The organism is Nocardia sp. CA-135398 (genome assembly GCF_050955845.1).
Lineage (GTDB): Bacteria > Actinomycetota > Actinomycetes > Mycobacteriales > Mycobacteriaceae > Nocardia.
Genome location: NZ_CP192084.1, coordinates 6,168,841 through 6,192,779 on the forward strand (window position 1 = coordinate 6,168,841; position 23,939 = coordinate 6,192,779).

22 protein-coding genes are annotated in these 23,939 nt (G+C 66.0%); 10 read left to right on the forward strand and 12 right to left on the reverse strand.

The genetic code is table 11. The features are described from left to right. Window positions 1-12 precede the first annotated feature (12 nt). The 7 genes from ppc to ACQP1T_RS27270 form a co-directional block, all read right to left on the reverse strand. Complete coding sequence (gene ppc / locus ACQP1T_RS27240) at window positions 13-2,784, reverse strand: phosphoenolpyruvate carboxylase (RefSeq protein WP_433755907.1); 2,772 nt, start codon at window positions 2,782-2,784, stop codon at window positions 13-15. A gap of 67 nt (window positions 2,785-2,851) precedes the next feature. Further along, entirely contained in the window at window positions 2,852-3,271 is a 420-nt protein-coding gene (locus tag ACQP1T_RS27245; RefSeq protein WP_433755908.1) for a VOC family protein, read from the reverse strand. A 118-nt stretch (window positions 3,272-3,389) separates the two neighbouring features. After that, complete coding sequence (locus ACQP1T_RS27250; protein ID WP_433762382.1) at window positions 3,390-3,926, reverse strand: sugar O-acetyltransferase; 537 nt, start codon at window positions 3,924-3,926, stop codon at window positions 3,390-3,392. A 39-nt stretch (window positions 3,927-3,965) separates the two neighbouring features. Further along, the gene (locus tag ACQP1T_RS27255; RefSeq protein ID WP_433755909.1) at window positions 3,966-4,541 is read right to left on the reverse strand and encodes a GTP-binding protein; all 576 of its coding nucleotides are present in this window, start codon (window positions 4,539-4,541) and stop codon (window positions 3,966-3,968) included. Window positions 4,542-4,569: 28 nt separating this feature from the next. Next, entirely contained in the window at window positions 4,570-4,968 is a 399-nt protein-coding gene (locus ACQP1T_RS27260; RefSeq protein WP_433762384.1) for a DUF742 domain-containing protein, read from the reverse strand. Window positions 4,969-5,003: 35 nt separating this feature from the next. Continuing rightward, on the reverse strand, window positions 5,004-5,432 hold the full coding sequence (locus ACQP1T_RS27265) for a roadblock/LC7 domain-containing protein (protein WP_433755910.1): 429 nt from the start codon (window positions 5,430-5,432) through the stop codon (window positions 5,004-5,006). Beyond that, complete coding sequence (locus tag ACQP1T_RS27270) at window positions 5,429-8,860, reverse strand: nitrate- and nitrite sensing domain-containing protein (RefSeq protein WP_433755911.1); 3,432 nt, start codon at window positions 8,858-8,860, stop codon at window positions 5,429-5,431. The genes ACQP1T_RS27265 and ACQP1T_RS27270 overlap by 4 nt, the downstream gene beginning before the upstream one ends. A gap of 446 nt (window positions 8,861-9,306) precedes the next feature. On the opposite strand from ACQP1T_RS27270, the gene ACQP1T_RS27275 reads away from it, so the two are divergent. The 8 genes from ACQP1T_RS27275 (at window position 9,307) to ACQP1T_RS27310 (ending at window position 14,783) form a co-directional block, all read left to right on the forward strand. Then, window positions 9,307-9,840, forward strand: coding sequence for a DUF3558 domain-containing protein (locus tag ACQP1T_RS27275; RefSeq protein WP_433755912.1), 534 nt, complete (start codon window positions 9,307-9,309; stop codon window positions 9,838-9,840). Between the two features lie 16 nt (window positions 9,841-9,856). Further along, window positions 9,857-10,243, forward strand: coding sequence for a hypothetical protein (locus tag ACQP1T_RS27280; RefSeq protein WP_433755913.1), 387 nt, complete (start codon window positions 9,857-9,859; stop codon window positions 10,241-10,243). A gap of 90 nt (window positions 10,244-10,333) precedes the next feature. After that, complete coding sequence (locus tag ACQP1T_RS27285) at window positions 10,334-10,732, forward strand: DUF397 domain-containing protein (RefSeq protein WP_433762385.1); 399 nt, start codon at window positions 10,334-10,336, stop codon at window positions 10,730-10,732. A 118-nt stretch (window positions 10,733-10,850) separates the two neighbouring features. After that, window positions 10,851-11,813 (forward strand): alpha/beta hydrolase, encoded by a 963-nt coding sequence (locus tag ACQP1T_RS27290; protein ID WP_433755914.1) that lies wholly within the window; start codon window positions 10,851-10,853, stop codon window positions 11,811-11,813. Between the two features lie 241 nt (window positions 11,814-12,054). Further along, on the forward strand, window positions 12,055-12,345 hold the full coding sequence (locus ACQP1T_RS27295) for a DUF427 domain-containing protein (RefSeq protein ID WP_433755915.1): 291 nt from the start codon (window positions 12,055-12,057) through the stop codon (window positions 12,343-12,345). Between the two features lie 54 nt (window positions 12,346-12,399). Then, window positions 12,400-13,167 (forward strand): alpha/beta hydrolase, encoded by a 768-nt coding sequence (locus ACQP1T_RS27300; protein ID WP_433755916.1) that lies wholly within the window; start codon window positions 12,400-12,402, stop codon window positions 13,165-13,167. 25 nt (window positions 13,168-13,192) lie between these two features. Continuing rightward, window positions 13,193-13,711, forward strand: a complete 519-nt coding sequence (locus ACQP1T_RS27305; protein ID WP_433755917.1) for a PspA/IM30 family protein — start codon at window positions 13,193-13,195, stop codon at window positions 13,709-13,711. A gap of 43 nt (window positions 13,712-13,754) precedes the next feature. Then, window positions 13,755-14,783 carry a hypothetical protein gene (locus tag ACQP1T_RS27310; RefSeq protein WP_433755918.1) on the forward strand — a complete coding sequence of 343 codons (1,029 nt, stop codon included), beginning with the start codon at window positions 13,755-13,757 and terminating at the stop codon, window positions 14,781-14,783. Window positions 14,784-14,787: 4 nt separating this feature from the next. Here the strand turns inward: ACQP1T_RS27310 and ACQP1T_RS27315 are convergent, their stop codons facing one another. The 3 genes from ACQP1T_RS27315 to ACQP1T_RS27325 form a co-directional block, all read right to left on the reverse strand. Continuing rightward, window positions 14,788-15,561: an ESX secretion-associated protein EspG gene (locus tag ACQP1T_RS27315; RefSeq protein ID WP_433755919.1), complete on the reverse strand. Its 774-nt coding sequence runs from the start codon at window positions 15,559-15,561 to the stop codon at window positions 14,788-14,790. A gap of 23 nt (window positions 15,562-15,584) precedes the next feature. Continuing rightward, window positions 15,585-16,856 (reverse strand): hypothetical protein, encoded by a 1,272-nt coding sequence (locus ACQP1T_RS27320; protein WP_433755920.1) that lies wholly within the window; start codon window positions 16,854-16,856, stop codon window positions 15,585-15,587. Window positions 16,857-17,324: 468 nt separating this feature from the next. Beyond that, complete coding sequence (locus ACQP1T_RS27325) at window positions 17,325-17,687, reverse strand: MerR family transcriptional regulator (protein WP_433755921.1); 363 nt, start codon at window positions 17,685-17,687, stop codon at window positions 17,325-17,327. Window positions 17,688-17,753: 66 nt separating this feature from the next. Here ACQP1T_RS27325 and ACQP1T_RS27330 point away from each other — a divergent pair, with 66 nt between their 5' ends. Both ACQP1T_RS27330 and ACQP1T_RS27335 read left to right on the forward strand, forming a co-directional pair. Then, on the forward strand, window positions 17,754-18,554 hold the full coding sequence (locus tag ACQP1T_RS27330; protein ID WP_433755922.1) for an alpha/beta fold hydrolase: 801 nt from the start codon (window positions 17,754-17,756) through the stop codon (window positions 18,552-18,554). Further along, a complete protein-coding gene (locus ACQP1T_RS27335; RefSeq protein ID WP_433755923.1) occupies window positions 18,551-19,750 on the forward strand; it encodes an MFS transporter in 1,200 nt (399 codons plus the stop codon). The genes ACQP1T_RS27330 and ACQP1T_RS27335 overlap by 4 nt, the downstream gene beginning before the upstream one ends. A gap of 43 nt (window positions 19,751-19,793) precedes the next feature. On the opposite strand, the gene pheT is transcribed toward ACQP1T_RS27335, so the two are convergent. Next, window positions 19,794-22,298 (reverse strand): phenylalanine--tRNA ligase subunit beta, encoded by a 2,505-nt coding sequence (gene pheT / locus ACQP1T_RS27340; protein WP_433755924.1) that lies wholly within the window; start codon window positions 22,296-22,298, stop codon window positions 19,794-19,796. Between the two features lie 46 nt (window positions 22,299-22,344). Continuing rightward, complete coding sequence (gene pheS, locus ACQP1T_RS27345) at window positions 22,345-23,403, reverse strand: phenylalanine--tRNA ligase subunit alpha (RefSeq protein ID WP_433755925.1); 1,059 nt, start codon at window positions 23,401-23,403, stop codon at window positions 22,345-22,347. Between the last annotated feature and the right edge of the window lie 536 nt (window positions 23,404-23,939).

Genomic DNA, 23,939 nt, shown 5'->3' on the forward strand with positions numbered 1-23,939 from the left:
TCGGCGGAAGCGCTAACCGGAGTTGCGCAGCGCGGTGGCGAGTCCGTTCATGGTCAGCAGGATGCCGCGTTTGACGAGTTCGGAATCGTCGCCCGCCCGCAGTCGTCGCAGCAACTCGACCTGCATCTGGTTCAGCGGCTCCAGGTATGGGAAGCGGTTGTGGATCGATTCCGCCAGCGACGGGTTGTCGGCGAGCAGGTGATCGTTGCCGGTGATCGCGGCGTGCATGCGGATGGTGCGGGCGTGCTCGTCTCGGATCATCCCGAAGATGTACTCGCGCAAGGCCACATCGTCGACGAGTTCGGCGTACCTGGCCGCGATATCCAGGTCACTCTTGGCCATGACCTGGGCCAGATTCGACAGCACCGTCCGGAAGAACGGCCAGCGGCGATAGAGGTCGGACAGAACCGCCAAGCGGTCGGGATCACCGGCGACCCACTCCTCCAGCGCGGCACCGGTGCCGTACCAGCCCGGCAGCATGACGCGGGCCTGACTCCACGACATCACCCACGGGATGGCCCGCAGATCGCTCACCGAATTCGTCGGCTTGCGGGAGGCGGGGCGACTGCCGATATTCAGATCGCCGACCTCGGCAACCGGTGTGGACTGCCGGAAATACTCCACGAATCCCGGTGTTTCGTGCACGAGCCGTGTGTACGCCGCCCGAGCACGCGCCGCCAGATCGTCCATGAGGTCATAGGACGGCTCGGCATCGGGACCGAGCCCCTCCACATCGAGCAGCGTCGACTCCAGCGTGCCGGCGATCAACGACTCCAGATTGCGATGCGCCGCACCGGATTCCGCGTATTTGGCCGCGATCACCTCACCCTGCTCGGTCAACCGCAGCGAACCACGCACGGCGCCGACGGGCTGGGCCAGAATCGCGTCATAGCTGCGCCCGCCACCGCGACCGACCGTGCCGCCGCGACCATGGAAGAGCCGCAGGCGAATTCCGGTCTTGCGCGCCACCTCCACCAGATCCAGCTCCGCACGATAGAGCGCCCAGTTGGCGGCCAGATACCCGCCGTCCTTATTGGAATCGGAGTATCCGAGCATTACCTCCTGCCGCATTCCCTTGGCGGCCACCAGCTCTCGATACACCGGGACATCCAGCACCGCGGCCAGGGTCGCCGCACCGGCACCCAGATCCTCGATGGTCTCGAACAGCGGCACGATATTCACCGGACAGCTCGGCGGGCCATCCGGCTCGCCGGGATCGAGCAGCCCGCCCTCCTTCAGCAGCAGCGCCGCTTCCAACATGTCGCTGACCGAGGTGCACATGCTGATGATGTAGTTCGGTACCGCCTCGGCGCCGAAGGTGTGCACGACATCCCGTGCGGCACGGACGATATCGAGTTCCTTGGCGGCGAGTTCGCTCAGCCGCGCATGCGGGCCGAGCAGCGGACGGCGGGTACGCAACTCGGCGGCGAGCAGTTCCACCCGCTCCGATTCGGCGAGATTCGCATAGTCCTGATGCACCCCCGCCCAGGCCAGCAACTCGGTGACGACCTGCTCGTGCACCTCCGAGTTCTGCCGCATATCCAGGCCCTGCAGATGAAAACCGAATGTCTCGATGGCATGTCGCAACGCGGCCAGGCGGTCGTCGGCGAGCAGACCGTCACCGCTGGCCCGCATCGAGACGTCCACTGCGTCAAGGTCGTCGAGTACCGCCTGCGGGCTGGGGTAGGCCGGAGCCTCGATATCCAGTCCGTCGGCGGGCAATTCGCCGAGCGCGGCAACCGCCGATGCCGATAGCCGCGCCCGAATCCGGTGCAGCGCACGGCGATACGGCTCATCCGAATGCGTCGCGGGATCGGGATAACCGGCCTCGGCCAGTGCGGCAACCTCAGGTGTCACCAGCACCAGCCGCGCCGATTGCGACAGTGACTTCTCCAGCTCCACCAGTTCGTGCAGATACCGTCCGAACGCCACGGCCGATGCCTGCGATGCCGCCTGACGCACGACATCCGCTGTCACATAAGGGTTTCCATCACGATCGCCACCGATCCACGATCCGGGGCGCAGGATGGGACGTGGCAGCAGTTCCGCGCCCGGCCACCGGGATCGCAACGCCGCCCGAACCTCCGCGTTGATCGCCGGAATGACGTCGAAAAGCGTGATGTCGTAGTAGCGCAGGCCGACCGCGATCTCGTCCTGAATCCGCAAGCGCTGCAATCGAATCAGCGCGGTGCGCCACAGCGAGAGCACCTGGCGGCGGATGCGCAGCTCCAGATCCGCACGCGCCCGCTCGGTTTCGGTATAGCGCTGCCGCATTCGCATCAACTCGGTAATGCGGGTCTGCACATCGAATACCGTGCGGCGGCGGGTTTCGGTCGGATGCGCGGTGATCACCGGCGAGACCAACGCGTCGGCGAGCAGCTCGGCGACCTCGGTGCCATCCAGCGCCGCCGCGTCGAGTTTGCGGTAGGTCGCCGCGAGCGAGGAATCCTGCGGCGGCTCCCCCGCCGCCTCATGCGCCGCGCGCCGCCGATCGCGCTGGATATCCTCGGCCAGATTCGCCAGCAGCACGAAATAGGTGAACGCGCGGATCAGCGGCAGCGCGACCGCGATCTCGACGCCGTCCAGCATCTCCGCCACCGCACTGCGCTCGACCTCCTCGCGCCGCACCCGGAACGCCTCGATCCGCACCCGCTCGATCAGATCGAAGACCTCGGGGCCCTCGTGATCGCGGATGGTGTCGCCGAGGACACCGCCCAAAAAGCGGATGTCATCGCGCAGGGGCCGGGTCGCGTCCTGTTCCGTCTCGATCCGCTCTTCGGTCATATTTCGACCCTAGTGCCCGGTGCCACACCATCGGCGGTGACATTCGCCTCGGGCGGTCCTCGCCGTATCAGCCGAGCAGCTGGGAGAACCGCAGGTGGTTGCCCCACGGATCGCGGAAACCGCAGTCACGGACGCCGTACGGCTGGGTGATCGGCTCCTGATCGATATCGACACCCGCATCGCGCAGCCGGGCGAAGGTGTCGTCGACGGCCTCGGTGGTGAAGATCAGGGTGCCCTGCGCACCACTGGCCAGCCGGGCCTCGGCGGCCTCGCGGGCGGTCTCGTTCGGGTTCATCTCCGGGTTCTCCAGGATGAATTCGATACCCGGCTGCGACGCCGGACCGACGGTCAGCCAGCGGCCGCCCGGAAACGGCATATCCTGACGAACCTCGAAGCCGATGACATCGCGGTAGAACTCCAGCGCCTTGTCCTGGTCACCGACCAGGACGGCGACGTGGGTGAGGGTGAAATCCTTGCCGTTGCTCATTGATATCTCCTTGTGTCGAGCGGTATCACCAGCAAAGACGGCGAGTGCGTCCGGAACTCATCGGTGATCTCGCGAAAATCTGCGATCTCGGTGAATATCTTTCGGCTCGCCGATGCGCTCACAACTCCCGCAGCACCCGCGCCGGGTTGCCCGCCGCGAACACCCGAGACGGCAGATCCCGGGCGACGACACTGCCCGCACCCACGACCGAATCATCCCCGACCGTGACGCCCGGGCACACGATGACCCCGCCGCCGAACCACACATTGTTGCCGATCCGAATCGGCGCCGCCGACTCCCAGCGCTGCCTGCGCGCCTCATGGTCCGCCATCGGATGCAGCGCGGTCAGCAGTTGGCATCTCGGCCCGATCGATACGTCGTCGCCGATCACGATCGGCGCGCAGTCCAGCAGAATCGCGTCGTAGTTGAGGAAGCTGTTCGCGCCGATCTCGATGAGATAGCCGTAGTCGCACTGGAATCGGGGCATGATCCACGAACCCTCGCCCAGCTTGCCGAGCAACTGTCGCAGCACCGCATCGCGGCGCTCGGTTTCCCCCGGACCAGTGCGGTTGAACTCGTCGCACAACCGCTGTGCCCGGACGCGCTCGGCCACCAATTCCGGATCGCTGTCGCGGTACAACTCCCCGCGCAGCATCCGTTCCTTATGCCCACCCACGAGCGCCAGGTTATGGGGTCAGACGACCTCGCGGGCTTGTAGGGGTGGGGCGGACAGGCGCTGGAGCAGCACCTGTTCGAGCAGTGCCACGAGCACGTCCCTTACCGAGCTCCGTTCTCGCGCATCACATTCCAGGAGGGGGATCCATTCGTCGAGCTCCAGTGCCTCGCGGACCTCGTCGAGTTCGAAGTGCTCGCCCTGTTCGAAACGGTTGACCACCACCACGAATGGGGTGTTGTGCTCTTCGAAGTAGTCGAGCACCGGGTAGCAGTCCTCGACCCGGCCGGTGTCCACCACGAGCACCGCGCCGAGCGCGCCGTCGACCAGGTCGTCCCACAGGAAGACGAAGCGGTCCTGGCCGGGGGTGCCGAACAGGTAGAGGATCAGCGAGCTGTCCAGGGTGATGCGGCCGAAGTCGAGGGCGACGGTGGTCTGGGTCTTATCCGCGCGATGCCCCGGATCGTCGACGCCGATGGCGACCTCGGTCATCGCCGCCTCGGTCACCAGCGGCTCGATCTCGGAGATCGCGCTGATGAATGTTGTTTTGCCGACACCGAATCCGCCGCTGATCACGATCTTGACCGACGAGGGCATGGGCCGCTCGACCTGTGGTGTCCGATATTCAGAGTGCCCGTACAAGGTCCCTGATCCTCTCGATGGCTGCGGTGGAAAGTTCGGGGGCGTCCCGGACCGAAACATGCCCGGCGGCCGCGAGATCGCTGACGATCACCTTCGCGACGCCCACCGGAACGTGCAGCGCCGTCCCGATTTCGGCAATGGAATGCGGCTGCTGACACAGCCGAACGACGGTGCGCTGTTCGAAATGCAGCGGCGCGGACAGCGCGGCAGGCGTTGCCCGCACCAGTGTTTCGATGCGCAGCCCGTCGATCAGTGGCGTGGTGCGTCCCGCCGTGACAACGAACGGGCGCACGAATCGATCGTCGGGAGCCTGCTCATCCGGACTGTCTTTCGGCGACCGGTCGGCCGCGAGCCAGCCGGAAGATTGGTTCACCGGGATCATCCGCGGGTCCGGCAACCGCGGCCGGTATGGATCTCTCATCTGCGCAACGACTCGCGCAATTCCGAGATGAGCACCGGGTCGAGCAGGGCACCGGCGCGTTCGGCCAGCACCGCCATCTCGTAGCCGACGAGACCGACATCGCAACCGCCGTCGGCGATGACCCCCAGGCAGCTACCGTCGCCGAGGGCGGATACCAGCAGGAAGCCGCGCTTCATCTCGATCATGATCAGCTTCAGACCGTCGAACGCGTAACTGCGCGAAGCACTTCGGGCCAGGCTGGACAGGCCGGAGACCATGGCGGCGAGTCGATCCGCGCCGGTGCGGTCCAGGCCATCGGACATGGCGATGAGCAGGCCGTCGGAGGAGACGGCGACGGTGTCGCGGACGCCGTCGGTATTGCGGACGAAATTGGCCAGCATCCAGTTGAAGGTATGCGGGTCCGCGGTCTGTATGTGGGTGGTCACCGAATCTCCTCTGCGGTGGTGGGTGAAGCCGAGGTTTGCGCCAAATCCGTGACGCTCGGGATGTTTTCGTTCGTCTCCGCTCGCGGCGGTGCCGATGTGCCGCGCTCGTGTCCCGCCCGGAAAGCCGCGAGCATGCTGCGGATTTCGACAGGTGAGCGTTCGACGGCCGGCGCACTCGGCGGGTGCGGGGTGAGAACCCTTGGCGCGCTGTCGCTTCCGGCGGCACGTGCCCGCTTGTTGCGCTTGACCAATCCGTTCCGAGTCCGCTGCACACCGGCCGCAGCGGATTCCGGTGCCGCTGTTGCTGATTCGGGTATCTGCCACAGGGAATCGCTCGCCGAAGATGCGGCGGGCAGCGGCCCTCCGGCCGTGAGCGTGCCGTCGGCAGGGTGATCGGATCCGTTGACTGAGGGCAGGCCGGTCAGGGATCGGTTGGCCTCATCGTTCGCAGTTCCATTGCCTCTGGATGGGCGCGTCATCTCTGAGGCGACCATATCGCCGGTTGACTCGGCGCTATCGCCCCTGGGCGGGTGCGTCATCTCTGACGCGGCCATACCGCCGACCGGCACCGCCCCATTGCCCCTGGGCGGGTGCGTCATCTTCGACGCGGCCATATCGCCGGTCGAGACGGCTCCATCGCCCCTGGCCGGGCCCATTTTCTCTGGCGCGGCCAAATCGCCGATCGGCATGGCCCCCTCGCGCCCGCTCGCGGTCGACACGACACCGTCGCCGGAATCGTCCGGCGTGGAAAGGAAGTGGGCGAACGGCACCGATGTCGGCGACGCGAATCCCGGTCGTGAATGCGCGGGTCCACCGGATCTCGATTGCCGAGGCCCGGAGCCGTCGGGGTCGGACCCGCCGGTCATTCGCGCATGATGCATGGGCGCGTCGGGTGCCGGAGCGCCACTGGTCGGCGCACCGCCGATGGGAGCATCGTTTAACGCGACACCATCGACCGGAGCACCGTTGACCGCAACGCCACCAACAGGAACGTCATTTACCCCGGCGCTACCGACTGGAGAACCGCTTGCGCCAGCCTCGGCGGTCAGAGAAGCACCCAGAGAACCGCCGACCGGAGTACCACGAACTGGAGCATCTTTTACCTCAGCAGGACCAACGACCGGAGAACCGTTGACCGCAACGCCGCCGACCGGAGCACCATCGGCCGCGCCACCGACCGGAGCACCAATTACTCGAGAATCGCCGATCGGAGTGCCACTTACCGAATGACCACCGTTCGAGGCGCCATCTGGACCACGACTGACCGGAGCGCCGGTGAGCGGAGCCCTGCCGGGAGCGCCGTTGATCGGACCACTGTCGATCGGCGCACCGTTGACAGGCGCACCATGGACCCGGTCACCGTTGATCGGAGCAGCGGTGACCGGTGCACCATGCCTCGGCGAGTCGAGCATCGATCTCGCCGAAACAGCTTCGCGCGCAAGAAATCCCTTCGAATCACCGACCAGACGGCCCGCCGCCGACTCGGCAGGATCTTGTGCACCCGGCACCACTCCGGGAGACCCCGCAGCCGTCTCGCGCCGATCCCCCGGGGCGCGCCGATCCTTCTCTCCTGCAATGATTCCCGCGGGCAACAGCAGCCTCGCGACGATTCCGCTCACCGGCGACACATTCAACTCGACATCGATCCCGAGCCGCCGCGCCAACCTGCCGACCACGTAGTGGCCGAGGTAGCGGGTCGGCGCTACGACGAAATCGGTCTCGCCGCGCAGCCGGGCATTCGCCTCGTCCAGCTGTGCCACCGGCATGCCGACACCGTGATCCACCACCGCGAGCAGATATCCGGTGGGCAGTTTGCGCCCGTAGATCTCCACCTCCATATCCGGTGGGGAGAAGGCCAACCCGTTCTCGATCAGCTCGGCCAGCATATGCGCGAGATCGCTGACCACCGCCCCGGTGATGGCGATATCGTCCACCCGCCGCAGCACCACCCGGCGATAGTCGTCGACCTCGGACAACCCGGCGCGAATCACATCGGTGAGCGCGATCGGCTCGGCCCAGCGCCTCGGGCTGCCCGCACCCACCAGCACCAGCAGACTTTCGGCATTTCGCCGCATGCGGGTGGCGAGGTGATCGAGTTCGAACAGATTGGACAGCGCCTTGGGATCGAGTTCCTCGCGTTCGAATTCACTGATCAGGCCGAGCTGACGGCGAACCAGATTCTGGTTGCGCCGCGCCAGATTCGCCATCGATTCGGTGGTATTGCGGCGGACCAGCGCCTGCTCCGAGGCCAATTCGAAGGCGGTGGTCTGCACACCGTCCAATGCCCCTGCCACGGCGGCGATTTCGACACTCGCGCCACGCGGCGTCCGCACCGCCGCGGGCGGATCCGGTTGGGTGTCATCGGATTCCCGCCAGGCCGCGATCACCCCGGGCAGCCGATGATTGGCGACATCATCGGCCTCCGCCGCCAGCTCGGCGAGTGGACGCACGATGGCGCGCACACTGGCGTAGACCAGCGCCACCTCGGCGGCAATGGCGATCAGCGCGGCGAGCAGGAAGCCGCCGAGCGTCAGGAACGCATCCCTGCGCAGCGCCGCCGCGCGCCGCTGCACATCGTCACCAACGGCCTGCTGCACCGTGCGCTGCTCATCGATGACCGTCGTCATCTGCGCCCACCAGGTGCTCGGATCCACCGGACGCACCAGCGGACCGGCGCTCGACGCGATCGCGATCCGCTCCGATTCGCCTGCCCTGATGGCGTTTTCGCTGCGCAGTGCGTCATCGAGCCTGGCCTGCTGTGCTGCGGTCGCGTCCCGCGCAAAGGCGGTCAGACCGGCCATTTTGGCGGCGCGGATATCGAGGAATTCGACATACTCGCCATTGCGGAACTCATCGGCGGCGAAGACGCCATTGAGGAATCCGCGCTCCTTGGCCGTTTGCTCCTTGGCCTCGCCCAGCGCGTACAGCGCCTCCAGACCGTGCCGAACCTCGGCGTCGCGCGCCCGATCGAGCCCGAGCGTCAGCCGATTCAGCGCGGAAATTCCGTCAGTATAGAACTGAAAGGCGGCCTGCCTGCTGGTGCGGCGGGCATCGATCTGCGTGCGGGTCGCATCGAGCGCATCGAATTGGCCGATCGCCGAACGCACTCGGTCCGCGCCCGGCGCATTCCCGGCCGCCGCCGCCTCGGCTGCGGCCAGCGCCCGATTCGTCTGGACCCGCTGGTCGGCCACCGCCTGTACCAGCCGGATATCGCCGCCGAGCAGGCCATTGCTCAGCCCGCGTTCGCGCTGCGCCTCCTGCACCAGATCCTGTACGACCAGTGCGAGCGAGACCGCGTGCACGGTGTCACCGCTGTCGCGGAAGGCTTCGACCTCGCGGGCGACCGTCAAGCCGAGTAGCGCAAGCACCAATACCAGTGAGACGACGAGGATTCGGGCCAATTGCCCCTTGATCGTGCGCGGTCGCACTATTCTGTTCCCGGCAACCTGGCGTTCACCTCCGAGGTCGGCGGTCACACCCGGTGTGCCACCGGATTTTTCCGACCGTTGACGTAAACGCACCACCCTGCTCCTCCGATTGCCAAGCCGTGACAGCTCCACCGCGAACGCACGGAAAGTCACGCAGCAGCCTGCTGCAGGGGTATGCGACTGTCAACGCGAAAATTAGACAAAACGGACATCGGGCACGTTTGTATACACGCTGGTAATCCAGCGTTTCCGCGGTATCGATCCGCTCACAGCTCGCCGCACGAAGGTGTGACGTGACGGCCGTCGCAGACCGGGTTGCCGAGTGTTTCAGCGCGCACGATTCTGCACCGAATCCTCAAAGCCCGCACGCCATCGCGACCACCATTGCGCCACATATCGTTTGATAGGGTCAAGATCTTCAGAAGTCGCAGGTAGAGAGGGCGGGGATGGCACACGGATGGAAGTTTCTACTGCTCGCGGGGGCTGTTCTGCCGGGGTTGGTCGCGTGCGGGAGTTCGAAGAGCGGTAATCCGAGCGCGAGCAGTGCGACGAGTGCGGCGTCGGTGAAGTTGTTCGATCCGTGCACTGGCATCCCGGATAGTGCGCTGAGCGCCGCTGGCGTGGATCCGGCGACGAAGGAAAGCGGTATTGCGGGCGTTCACCAGTCAGGTTGGGAAATCTGCAATTGGAAAGGGACGAAATACTACGTGACCGTCTTCTCGACCGCGCGCACCGTCGCGGAGTTCGAGCACAAGGAAGGCAACGTCGACTTTCAGGATGTCACTGTCGCTGGCCGAAAGGGCAGGCAGTTCAAGGTCGCTGGCGCTTCCAAGGACTTGGGCTGTGATGTTCTCTTTCCAGCAACTCAGGGCGTCCTCCAGCTTCGGGTCTTGAACAAGGCGTCCTTGGACAATCCCGAGGACCCGTGCAAGGTGCTCTACCGGATCGGTGACGCGATCATTCCGGTCTTACCGCAGTAAATCGAGGGGGTACATCATGAGCGAAACCGAACTAGCACAGTGGGCGCGCTTCGCCGCCCAGGCAAGGTCCGGAGAGCTCTATCTGGACAGCGAAGAGGCGGCTAAGCAGTGTATGGCCGCGTGCGATCAACGTCTGGAAGACCTTAACGACATGCTTAATTTGTCGGTAAACGCCCAAAACGTCTCCGGCTTCGGCGATTTCCACATGGCCGACGAACTGGCCAAGATGTTCAAAGGCCAGGCCAGCGGCGAGAACAACTCCATCGATGCCATCATCCGTGAGCACATCGAGGTCGTCAAAGATATGGGCCAGATCATGGCTCTATCCATCAAACGCATCACCGGCCAAGACGTCACCAACTCCATCCACTTCAATACCAACACACAATCAACGGGCGGCTAATGCCACACGCCCGGTCCTTCTGGTGCCATCAATCAAACTGTAGCTATCTGAATACCCCTGGGCCGTAATCGCTTTCGCCCAGCACTCTGCATCGCATCTCATAACCGCGGCAGTTTCAGATGCTTCTCGAGCAGCCGCAGCACGAGCGGTTCGGACTGCGTCGAGGTCGCATACCTCGACGGTGGCATGGTCGGAGTACGAGACTCGAAAACCCAACCGGCCCAGCGCTCGTCTTCACCCCCACCGAGTGGGACGCCTTCACCGCAGACATCCAGAACGGCGAGTTCACCCGGCCCTAGCACCCGCCAACCCAAGCCGCCCCACCCATCGAGGGTAGTCAACTGGTCGCTCGGCACGGCGCCCACAACCACCATTTCGCTCCCCTCGACAAACTCTCGAGAACGCAACCTCCCGTTGCTCGAATGGTCACCAGTCGATGCCCGCAGTCGACTCACCAACTGTGGGAATCCGCTGCCCCCGATTACATGACGCTTCATGGCATTGTCGACGCGAAAATTGCACGGCCTCCCACAGAGGCCAACCGTCGATGAGGGTGTACATGGGTTTGCGTATGTCGGTGTTGCGAGGAAGCCGGGGGTTCCGGCGAATGGCGGCGGCCGCCGCGACCGTGGCGGTCGCGGTCGCCCCACTGATCGTCGCGGCGCCGCAGGCGAATGCGGCCGCCACCGTCGAGCGGATCGAGCACACCTCCGCGCAGCAATGGCAGATGTACGTGCGCTCCCCCGCGATGAATCGGACCATCCACCTCGATGTGCTGGTACCGGCAAACCAATCGGCATCCCGGCCGACCCTGCTGTTGCTCGATGGAAACGGGGCGTCGGAATCGCAGTCGGCCAGCACTTGGACGCTGCGTGGCGGCGCCAAGGAATTCTTCGCCGACAAGCCGGTCAATGTGGTGATGCCGGTCGGTGGTGGCGGAACCTACTACACCGACTGGTTGAAGGACGACCCGAAACTCGGGCACCAGAAGTGGGAAACCTTTCTCACCTCGGAGCTGCCGCCGTTGATCGACCGCGAGCTGAAAGGCAACGGGGTCTACGCCGTAGGCGGACTTTCGATGGGAGCGGGCGCGGCGGCCATTCTGGCCGTGCGGCACCCCGATATGTTCCGCGCCCTGGCAGCCTTCAGCGGTTGCTATTCCACCGACGGTCTGGGGCAGTTCTCGGTGCGCCCGGTGGTCGAATCCAGGGGCGGAAACCCGGACAACATGTGGGGCAGCGCGGGCAACCCGGAGTGGGCGGCGCACGATCCGAGCAAGCACCTCGACGCGTTGCGCGGCAAGCCGGTCCACCTGTACGTCGGCACCGGCGTGCCAGGCCCCGACGATGCCCCATTCGACGATCGCTGGTCGTGGCCGAACGACCCGATCCGGGCGAACGAGATCGAACAGATCTCGCATGACTGCACCCTCGCCACCGCACCCGCCATGAAACTGTTCGGCGCCGACCTCTCCATCGATTACGCCGCCGTCGGCGTGCACTCGTGGCCGTACTGGAAGGCCGCACTGCCCAAATCCTGGCCAGCCCTCAAAGCGGGCCTCGGCGTATGAGCGCAAAAGAGACCATGCGCGGCGTGTGGCCTCCCGCGTCCTGATCGGCTATCGGCCGTAACGCACCCGTTCATCACGGCCACGCGGTGATCGCCGGGCAACCGGTGCGCGGAGATCGTGTGCGGCGTCGCGAGCACGATTGGCGATATCGGCCGCCGGGAATAGGGCGGATGTGGGCTGGGTTACATACGCTACCTGTGGTTTGTCCGCGGCGGAATTCAGTGCGACGGTGGGAGATTCGATGAGTGTGCGAGCCGTATGGAATGGCACGGTGTTGGCCGAGAGTGACGACACCGTGGTGGTCGAGGGTAATCATTACTTCCCGGCGGGGGCGTTGAAGTCGGAGTACTTCCGGGACAGCGATACGCATACCGTGTGCGGGTGGAAGGGGCTCGCGTCGTATTACACGGTCGAGGTCGAGGGCGCGAAGAATCCGGATGCCGCGTGGTACTACCCGGATCCGAAGCCGGAGGCCGAGCAGGTGCGCGATCGGGTCGCGTTCTGGAAGGGCGTCGACGTCGTCGAGGTGTAGTGCGTTCGGGGAGTCGGCGCGCAGCGGTGGCGGGTTCCGGGTAAGAACGATGGCATGCGACATCCGGCCAGTCCGATCCTCAATGCGCTGACCTTCATGCCCGATCGGCAGATCGTGCAGACGCCGTCGATCCTCGACCTGGACTACACCGAGTTGTCCATCCGCACGCCCGACGGCGAGACGCTGCAGGGTTGGTGGCTGCCCGCCGCACGCTCGATCGGGCACGTACTGTTCGCGCACGGCAATGCGGGCAATATCGGCGACCGGGTGCCGATCTACGCGCTGCTGACCCAAATCGGTTTGGACGTACTGACTTTCGACTATCGCGGCTACGGCCGCAGCACCGGGCGACCCACCGAGTACGGTACCTATCTCGACGCCCACGCGGCCCGACGGGTGCTACTGGAACAGCCGGGCGTCGATCCGGATCGCCTCCTCTATCTGGGTAAATCGCTCGGCGGCGGCGTACTGCTCGAACTGGCGACCGAGCATCCGCCCACGGGACTGATGCTGATGTCCACCTTCACCGGCCTGCGTGACGCGGCCCGCTCGGTCTATCCCTTCCTGCCCAGCCCATTCGTCCCGGACGCCTATCCGAGCCTGCGTCGCATCCGCAAGCTGCGCGCACCGGTCCTGATCATGCACGGCGACCAGGACGAACTCCTGCCGGTGCGGCATGCCGAGCGGCTGTACGCGGCCGCGCCCGAGCCGAAGCGATTGGTGGTCTTTCCCGGCGGGCATCACAACGATCTGATCATGTCGACCGGAGTCGACTGGCAGGGTTTGATCCGCTCCTGGGCGAGTGATCTGCTCACCCCCTGATCGCGCTCGTGCGTAGCCTGGCGATATGAGCGATTTGGGTGAGATCACCGCGCGGCTCGCGGCACTGTCCGATGACGAACTCTTGGCGGTGCTCGGCGCTGCCACCGCGGGGCGACCTCGGCTCTCATGGGTGCACACCGCGGTTGCGGAGGCCACTGGACTCGGTCATGCGAGCTCCGAGGCGGCTGTGAGTCCCACCACTGTGACGCCGCAATCGCATGACCGAGACGCGGGCACCGGTACATCCGGGCAGGTCGGAGGCTATTCCCCGGTACCAGCGGTACCGGTACCGCCGACAGGTATCCCGTCCGGCTCGGAAGTGGGCGGATATTCGTCCGGCGGCGTACCTACTTTTGAGTCAGTTCGCGATAAGGTCGAGCAGCGCTTCGGCACCGCGCAGGGGATGGGCGAACTCGACCGGCAGACTCCTGCGGGCCGCAGCGCCGACGAACAATGGGACGCGCGCGAGAAAGCGGCGCGCGAGCGTCTGGCACAGATACGGAAATCGTTGCACGGCAACGACGTCGAATCGAACGATCCGTAAGCTGACCGAGCGCGACGGACTACGAATGTGATGGTGATATTCGATGAGCGAGCCGCGTGCGATCGCCGAACGGCTACTCGATGCCCAAGTGGAATTCCTGCTGGCCGAGGTGAGCGGCGAACGCTTCACCGAGGTCGTCGCCCGGGACGTGGAATCGGTGCTCGGGGTGGCCGACACCCTCGTCTTCCGTGATGTCGTCGGCATCGACGATGCCAAGGAAACCGTCCGCACCGTCATCGATCTGATCGGCGGCAGTCCGGTCATCGCCGATATGGTCGGCGTATTCGCCGACTCGATCTACGACAATATCGCCGAGAACAACGACTACACCCTGGGCCAGGTGGTCGACCGCGAACCGGTCGAGGCGCTACTGGAGAAGATCTTCGGCATGCACCAGGCGCAGGAGCGCATCCTGGAGCGGCTTACCGAGAGCCCGCTGGTTGCCACCGTCGCATCCAAGTTCGTGGATAAGCTCATCTCGGATTTCATGGAGGCGAATAAGCAGATCGCGGGCAAGATTCCCGGTGTCTCATCGCTGATCTCCATGGGACAGTCGGCGGCCAAATCCGCCAAGAAGGCCACCGAGAGCACCTTCATCGGCGATATGGCGGGCAAGGGCGCGGTGTTCGCGCTCAAGCGCACCAACAATGCGATTCGGGAGATGTTGCGCGACGCACCCGTGCACGATGCCGCGATGGAGTTCTGGGATATCCATGCCGATGAGCCGGTGAGCGGACTGCGGGAGTATCTGACCCAGAAGGATCTCAACGAACTGGTGCTGCTCTGCTACGAGATCGCTATCACTACCAGGGAGAAGGAGTACTTCGGGCTGCTCGTGGACGAGTGCGTGGACGTATTCTTCACCAAGTACGGCGATTACACGCTGGCCGCCATGCTGCCGGAACTCGGGCTGTCCGGCGACGATATCGCCAAGGAGATCCTGCGGTACGGTCCCGCCGTCATCGAAGGTGCGAAGCGCAATGGTGTGCTGGGCAAGCTGATTCGCGAGCGGCTGGAGCCGTTCTACACCTCGGATGTGGTGCTCGGGATTCTGGGCGAGGTCGAAGGCTGAGCCATCAGCGTGCGAAATGATCGCCGTTGCGGACCTCTTCGACTGTGCGGCCGACCATTTCGCGCAGCGTCGCGGTAATGCGCTGGCGATCGGTCGGCTTCACGATCACGGTTCGACTGCCGAAACTGACATAGCGGCCGTCATTTTCGAAATCGGTGATCTGGAAGTCCTTGCGACCCTTGGTATGCCGATTGTCGACACTGCCGAGTGGATACACCCCGACGTGCACGGTGGCGGTCGTCGGCCGACGGAAGAATTTGTCGAACTCCTCGCGCACCGTCGGCCGCCACGCGTCACGCACCACAGGCGGCGGCTTCTCCAACTCCTCGACCGGTACCTGCATCGGTTTACCTTGTCCAGGACGGGATTCCGGCAACACATCGACCACGGCGGGGACCAGATCATCGGCCGATAGGAACAGCAGGTCCACATCCCCGCCGTGTTCGTGATCGGGTCCCGGCTGCTGGATCGCCAGTGCGCCGTGCTGGAAATGCACGCCACCGTGCGCGCGGATCTTGTGCTCGTTGCGCGGACCACGGAAGCCCGCCACCTCCACCCGCGCCTCCGGCGCCAGCAGTACCTCGACGGCGCGCACCAGATCCTCGTTCAGTTGCGGCACTACTACCTCGGCGGCAGCCCGACGCAGCCGATCCGAATCCTCTTGGTAGACCTCGGTGGAACGATGTCGCAGCGGATACGGGAGCACATCCCGTCCGGTCGATTCCCAGAGCACTCGGAATTCGAGCGCGGTGAAACGCCACCGCCGCGCGGTTGTCATGCGGTCGTCCTGTCTGACGCTGTTCACTCGCCGATGACCGGCGGGACCGTCTTGGGTGCATCGGTGAGCCCGATGAGCTCTTCGCCGTTCTGCTGGTTGATCAGGTAGTCGGGGATGCCCTTGCTCGACTCGTTCTCGTCCTTGCCGCCGCGATTGCCGGGCGAGCCCATGCCGGACATGCCGTTGCGGCCTGTGCTGGCGGTGGTCGTCGTGGCCGCCGCGGCGGGCGTGGCGGTGCCGCTCGGTGTGCCCGTGACGGTTCGGCCCGGGGACTGAGTGGTCGAACCGGGGGTGCCGCTGGGGCTGCCGGTGGTGGTCGGCGAACCCGTGGTGGTCGGCCTTGTCGTCGACGACGGGTTGGTGGCGGTGGTATCCGGTTTGGTCGTGGTCGGCTCGGTGCTCGTGGAGGGCGTCGTCGAGCTATCCGTCGACTCGGTACTCGACGGATCGGTGGATGGACTCTGCTCGGTGCCCGTGGGCTCCTTCTTCTCCGTCGGCTGGTTGCCGCCGGGAGTGGAACCGGGCTGGCCGCCGCCAGGTCCCGGTCCGGTGTTGGGAGTTTCGCTCGGCTTCGCGGTGGGATTATCCGGTTTCGGGATGACCGGCACGTTGGTGTCGGTCTCCTCGATCACCGGCGCGTACACAGTCTTCAGTACTCGGACCGCCTCGGCATGCGCGGTGCTCTCGGCCTCGTCGTTATCGCGCCACCCGCGTCCCGCGATCCAATGCCGGGCGTTCTCGACATTCGACCGGAGGTCGGGAGCATGCGGCACAAGGGCTTTCGTCGGTTCCAGACCGGTCTTCAATTCGGCGACCTTACTGCCGGTCAGCTTGGCGGCGTTGGCGAGTTGCACGGCCTGGGTGCTGTAGTCGCTGACCGCCTTGGCAACGGCATTGCGCGACGCGCCCTTCCAGATGCTTTCGTCGGTCGCGCGCTTGATCGCGTCGTTGAAGGTATTCAACGAGGTTTCGGCGCGTTTGCCGATTTCATTCCATGCGGTCGCGAGATTGTCGACGGCGGTGAGATCGATCTTGTCGACCTTCTCGCGCAGCTGTGCGGTAGTCGGCGAATCGAAGTCGTCACGGCTCTTCACCGAACGCGGTCGGTAGTCGCCCTGAAAGCCGATTCCATTGGCGGTGCCGCGCACACCGTCGCGCTGCTGATTGAATTCGGTCTGCACAGCGGCGGGATCGACGCCCGGTTTACGTTCCTCCCCCGCGATCCAGTCGGTGAGACTTTCCAGCATTGCGGAGCCGAGATCGCCTGCGCTCCAGTCGAACATCCCGAATCTCATGGGTCAACCACCCAACGATTCGGCATCGCAGTGCGCGGTATTCGTGACGACCCGCCCGGCGATTCGCCCCGCCACCGCGAGCAGCATCAACTCCACTCGGTAAGCCATCCCCACCCTCTCGACCCGTCCAGCGGTCCATACCATATCAAACGGTATCCCGACGCCATCAATACCGGCCCGCTCCCGAACGAGACCAACTTCGCACTGGCGATCGTCCGAATTCCTTTGCCGCACTGGCTATTTCGTATGTCTATCGGACGCCACGATCGGCGGCGGCGCCCATCCTCGAGCGACATTCCGCGGGATATCGTCGAGGGCGTCGGCGCACACGAGATGGAACCCGGCATCCCGCTGCATTTTTCGGCCGACGCGGTACTGCGCGAAAAGTGGCAATGGAGGCCGTCCTGTTCAAATTGCACGGGCTTCGGGCAACCCGTGCGCCTGGACGGATCTGCGGCACGGATCTCCTCAGGCAGAACCCGAGGATGATTCACCCTCGAGAAACGAGGTCACCGTCGCACGGTGACTGTTGAGGGTCTCCAGGTCGGATTCGATGCGCTGCAGGGTTGTTCGCATGGCCGCGACGACGTTGGGGCACAGTTCGAGCTGTGGACGCGCGCCGCTGGCACACGGCAGCAGTTGCGCAACAGTTTGCGAGTTGAATCCGGCGTCGAGCAGTGCCCGGATCTGGCGGACTCGCACCAGACACGCCTCGCCGTAGTCGCGGTAGCCGTTGCCGGTCCGTTCGGACTCGAGCAGGCCCTGCTCCTCGTAATAGCGCAATGCGCGCGTCGTCGTGCCCGAGCGGCGGGCGAGTTCACCGATCCGCATGCCGCTCCCTCAGTGTTCGGAATCCGTCTTGACCTTCACGCCAACGTCAACGCTTAGGTTCGCCGCATGATTTCCGATGCGCAGCGTCAGCAGTTGTTGGACCAGGTAGACGTCGTCGACAGCGGTACCGGCCCGGTGGTCGCCCTCGCCCATGGCGCCGGCGGTGGTGTCCGCGAGAACTTCTCGCCACTCATCGACACCATTGCGGATCGGCGATTCGTCGGACCGTACTATCCCGGCGCCGGCAAAACACCGAAGGCGACCGCGCCGCTGTCGATCGATGAACTCGCCGACACGGTGGTCGCGACCGCCTTGGCGGCCGGCGCCGAACGATTTCCGATCGTCGGGCTTTCGCTGGGTTCCGCGGTAGCCGTGACCGCCGCCACCCGGCATCCCGCGCACGTCAGCGCGCTGGTACTCACCGTTGGGCTGACGTATCCGGACGCGCAGGCACGTGCACTGGGCCGGGTGTGGCGGCATCTGGCCGAGCACGGCGATTTCGACATCCTGGCCGAGTTGCTCTTCTACGCCAACTCACCCGGAACGCTCACAAGTCTGTCCGAGGACGAGCACGCGGCGGCGGTCCGGCAGATCCGCGCCGGCTACCCCGTCGGCGGCGCCGATCATGTAGAGCTGGTGAGCCGCACCGATATTCGACCGCTGCTCGCCGCCGTCGACGTTCCCACCCTCGTCATCGTGAGTGGCGAGGACCGGGTCGTACTACCGGATACCGCTCGCCAGTTGGCTTCCGGCATCGCCGGTGCCGAGCTGATCGAATACCCCTCGGCCGGCCATATTTTCACGCCCGCGGAGGCCGAGCCCTGGGTTGCGGAGGTATCCGCCTTCCTGGACCGCCTGCCGCGATGACGCAAACGACCACGACCGGTGCACTGTACGGACGATTGGCGGTGCTGGGCCTCGCGCTGTTCGTGTACCTGACCGCCGAGCTTTTCCCGATCGGCGCATTGGACGATCTCGCCATCGGTTTGCACGTCGCCCCCGCCACGGCCGGCCTCCTGCTCACCGCGTACGCGATCGCGGCCGGGGCTGCGACACTACCCGCGGTGTGGGCCTCCCGGCAGCTGGACCGGCGGCGCGCCCTCACCATATCCCTTGTGCTGCTGGCCCTCTCGCAGGTCGCATTCGGTCTCGCTCCGAACTTCACGGTGGCGGCACTGGCACGCGGCGTGGCGGCGGTCGCACACGGCCTGGTGTGGTCGCAGGTCCCCGTGGTAGCGGCACGGTACGCACCGGACGCAGAGCGCGGGCGGGCGACGGCGGCGGTCTTCGCGGGCTCTTCGTTGGGCATGATCGCCGGAGCGCCGATCGCCACCGGCCTGGCGCACGAACTGGGTTGGCGCGCAGCCTCGATCGTGCTCGCCGGCGCCGCGGGCGCCACCGCAGTCCTGCTGCGAGCCGCGTTACCCGAAACACCCCCACCGCCGCGCAGCGTGCGCACCTGCGGAACCGTCAGTCCCGGACCGGTTCTCACAGTCTGCCTTGTCACGATCGCACTCGTCGTCGGCCACTACGTGAGCTACACCTACCTGACACTGCTGATCGCGCCGGCTGGGTTGAGTGGATCGCTGCTGGTGGTCGTTCTGGCCGGGTACGGCATTGCGGGCTTGTTCGGTGTGACTCTCGTCGGACGCGTGCTCGACGCCCATCCACGTCGCACCGCTCTCGCCGTGGCCATGACGCTGACATGCGCGGTGACGGCGCTCGGCATCGCGCACCTCGGCTGGATCGTCTTCGTCCTCGTAATGCTGTGGGGCACCGCCGCAGCGGCGTTGCCGGTAATCCTGCAACACGCCGTCCTACGCACGGCTACGGACGCTCCGGACATCCCGTCCGGTGCCTACGTCGTGTCCTACCAACTCGGCATCACCGGCGGCTCCGCACTCGGAGCCGCCCTGCTGAGCCACACCCCGGCGACATCCCTGCCGTTGTGGTCGGGCATCGCGCTGGCCGCCGGAACCATCCTGATCATCACCGCACCAGCTGTTTTCGGGTCTCGACTACCTTCCCGCACGGATCGCGCGCCCCGCCGAGGCGCAACGTAAATCGGCCCCGGACGCAGTAGCACCCGGGGCCGATTCCAGTTCATCAGCCGCGCAGTACCGCACCGACCGCGTCGGCGGCGGCCGCGACCGCCGAGTCGCGCGCGGCACTCGCCTCGTCCTCGGTCAGGGTTCGGTCGGTGGCGCGGAAACGCAGGGCGTAGGTGAGTGACTTGCGGCCCTCGCCCGCCTGCGCACCCTCGTACACGTCGAACAGGGCGATATCCTCGAGCAACGTTCCGCCGCCGTCGCGCAGCGCCGATTCGACCGAGGCCGCGGGCACGGACTTCGCGACGCTCACCGAGACGTCCTGCAGCACCGCCGGGAACGGGGAAACCACTGGGACGGGCCGAGATTCACGCAGCGGCAGCGCATCGAGATCGAGTTCGACGGCGCAGGTGCGCGGCGGCAGACCCGCCCGCTCCAAGACAGCCGGATGCAATTCACCCGCATGCCCGATGACCTGACCATCGACCACCAACTCGGCGCACCGCCCCGGATGCCACGGCAGGTAAACCGCGGGACGGCGCTCGATGCTCACCCCCGCCGCATCGGCGACGGCGTCGGCGAGTGCGAAGGCATCGGCGGCCTCGGCCGTTCGCCCGGCACCCCACGGTCCGCGCGGCTCCCGCCGACCCGTCAGTACCGCGCCGATGTGCACCGGCTGCGCGGGCAGCGAATCGAGCAGTTCCTCGATCTGCGCATCGGTCGGACGTCGATCCACCGGCAGCGCCGCCACCGCGCGCACATTCGGACCGGGCAGCACCACCTGCGTGATCCCGAAGATCGCGAGATCGCGCGCGCCACGAGAGATATTGCGCGCGGCCACTTCCAGCAGCCCCGGCAGCAGCGTGGTCGCCAATTCCGCGCGCTCCACATCGAGCGGGTTCAGCACCCGCGTGGTGTTGCGGCGCGGATCGTCGGCGTCCAAGCCCCAGACGTCGAAAATCCCGGCAGCGAGGAACAGCGGCGGCGGCACCTCGACGCATCCGGCGAAGGCCAGCGCCCGGCTCACCGCCCGACGGCGACGCTGCGCGGCGGTCAGCCCGCGCCCGGCCGGTGCGGTCGGAATGACCGACGGAATCTGCTCCAGCCCCTCCAGCCGCAGCACCTCTTCGACGAGGTCGGCGGGCTGGGCCAGATCGGGCCGCCAGCTCGGCGGCGTGACGACGAGCTGTCCGTGCCCGGTGGCCTCATCGACGCCCACCTCGACCGTGCAGCCGATCTGGGCGAGCCGACGCGCCGACGTTCCGGTCGGATACACCACGCCAGCCACCCGATCGGCGAGATCGATATCGATCCGGATCGGCGGCGCGGCGGGCACCGGAACCCGCACATCGGTGAGCGCGGATTCCACAGTGCCACCGGCGATCTCGGCCAGCAGCGTGGCGGCACGATCGAGCGCGGCGACATTGATCTCCGGATCCACGACCCGCTCGTAACGCTTACCGGCCTCGGAGACCAGCTTGTGCCTGCGCGCGGTCCGGTAGACCAGCAGCGGATTCCAGGTTGCGGCCTCGAGCACGATATCGGTCGACTCCGGGCCGACTTCCGTTGTCGCACCGCCCATTACGCCCGCGAGGGAGACCGCGCCGGAATCGTCGGCGATCACCACATCCTCGGCATCGAGCTCCCGCTCGACCTCGTCCAGCGTGCGCAGCTTCTCGCCCTTTTCGGCGGTGCGCACGACGAGACCACCATTGAGCTTGGCCGCATCGAAGGCGTGCAGCGGCTGGCCGAGCTCGAGCATCACATAGTTGGTGACATCGACCGCGGGCGAAATCGGGCGCACACCCGAGAGCAGCAGCCGACGCTGTAACCACCAGGGGCTCACCGCATTCGGGTCGATACCGGTGACCCGGCGCACCGCGAAACGGGTGCACTGGGACTCCGGTTCGAGCCGGACCGGCCACGCGTCCTGCTCGTCATCGGGCAGGGTCCGCACCGCCGGATCCGCGTATTCGAGATCGAATCCGCAAGCCAGCTCGCGCGCCAGCCCGCGGGTCGAGAAGCAGTACCCGCGATCCGGCGTGATGTTCAGCTCGATCACCGTATCGTCGAGTCCGAGCAGCTCATTGGCGTCGGTGCCCGGTTCGGCGGTACCCGGCTCGAGCACCAGGATGCCCGAATGATCCTTGCCGATACCGAGTTCGGCGACCGAGCAGATCATGCCGTTGGACACATGCCCGTAGGTCTTGCGCGAGGAGATCTGGAATCCGCCGGGCAGCACCCCGCCCGGCAGCACCACGACCACCAGATCGCCGACGGCGAAGTTCGTTGCGCCGCAGACGATCTCCTGCAACTCCGGGTTGCCGACATCCACCTTGCAGAACCGGATCGGCTTCTTGAACTCGGTCAGCTCGGTGATCTCGGCGACGCGGCCGACCACCAGCGGCTTATCGATATCACCGTGCACCGGCTCGAGCTTGTCGACCTCTTCGACCTCCAGCCCGACGCGGACGAATCCGGCATCGAGCTCCTCCGGCGTCACCGACCAGTCGGGGGTGGTCCGTCGCAGGATTTCGGTCAGCCAGGACTGCGCTACTCGCACTTGACGTTTCGCTCTCTCGATCGAAGGTTCGTTGGAATCGACCAGCTCAGGACCGGATACCGAAGGGCAGCGTGAAACGCACGTCGCCCTCCACGATGTCGCGCATGTCCGGGATGCCGTTGCGGAACTGCAGGGTCCGCTCCAGCCCCATCCCGAACGCGAACCCGCTGTACACCTCGGGATCGATCCCGCTGGCGATCAGCACCTTCGGGTTCACCATGCCGCAGCCGCCCCATTCGACCCAGCCAGCGCCGCCCTTCTTATCCGGGAACCACACGTCGACCTCGGCCGACGGCTCGGTGAACGGAAAGTAGTTGGGGCGCATGCGCGTGCGGGTGTCCGGCCCGAACAGGGCGCGCGCGAACGCGTCCAGGGTGCCGCGCAGATGCGCCATGGTCAGGCCCTTGTCCACCGCCAGGCCCTCCACCTGGGAGAAGACCGGCGTGTGGGTGGCGTCGAGCTCATCGGTGCGGAAGGTCCGACCGGGGCACACCACATAGATCGGCAGTTCGCGCTCGAGCAGCGAACGCACCTGGACCGGCGAAGTGTGCGTGCGCAGCACCTGCCGCGAGCCCTCGGGCGCGATATGGAAGGTGTCCTGCATCGTGCGCGCCGGATGGTCGGGCAGGAAATTCAGCGCGTCGAAGTTGAAGTGCTCGGTCTCGACCTCGGGCCCCTCGGCGACCTCCCACCCCATCGCGACGAAGACATCGGCGACCTGCTCGGAGATAACCGTGATCGGATGTCGAGCCCCGAGGGCGTCCCGGCGCGCGGGCAACGTCACATCGATCGTCTCGGCGACCAGTACGGCCGCGTCGCGCTCGGCGAGCAGCACCGTGCGGCGCGATTCGAAGGCCTCCGACACCCGCGCCCGCGCGACGTTCACGCGCTTGCCCGCATCCGCCTTCTCCGCTTTAGGCAGGCTGCCGAGCGCGCGCTGCGCCAAGGCCAGCGGCGCCTTACCGCCGAGATGCTCGGTCTTCGCCACCGCGAGCGCATCGAGATCGGCGGCCGCCGCAAACGCCTTCTCGGCCTCCGCCGCGGCGGCGGCCAATGCCTCCTCGCTCAGCGCTGCGTTCTCGACTCCATCGTTGTCGTCGGCCACGATCGTTCGTCTCTCCCCTGGGGATCGGTTCGCGGGTCCGCGTAATTGCCTACCCACATTGCTGCTGGTCGAATCGTATTCGATGCGTGAGGGCCGATTCATCCGGATTACCGCTGTGTCGCTTGCCAACGGTATGCCAGCGCGCGGTCGCGCCGTTCCCCCAGGCCAGACCGGGCTGCGGCGCGTCGTCGAAATCGCAGTGCCCGTAACGCCCGAGAACCGGCCTTGCCCGAGCGCTCGATGGGCGGGGTGGACGACAGCACGCGACATGTCGCGGCCGAACGCAGTACGTACAGCCCAGCCCAGCCGAACGCAGTACGCATACAGCCCGGGCTGAACGAACTGCGCACCCAGCCCCGGCCGAACCAAGTGCGCTCGCCCTCCGGCCGTTGGCCTTTGGACGAGCGCACTACGACATCCGCACCGATGACTCGATCATCGAGGCGCTGTCCGGGAAGGTCCGGCCATCCACCGGCGCGGAGGTCCCCCACCACACGCTGTTCTGGTGCGTGGAGTGCGCCGCCGGTCGCCGACCT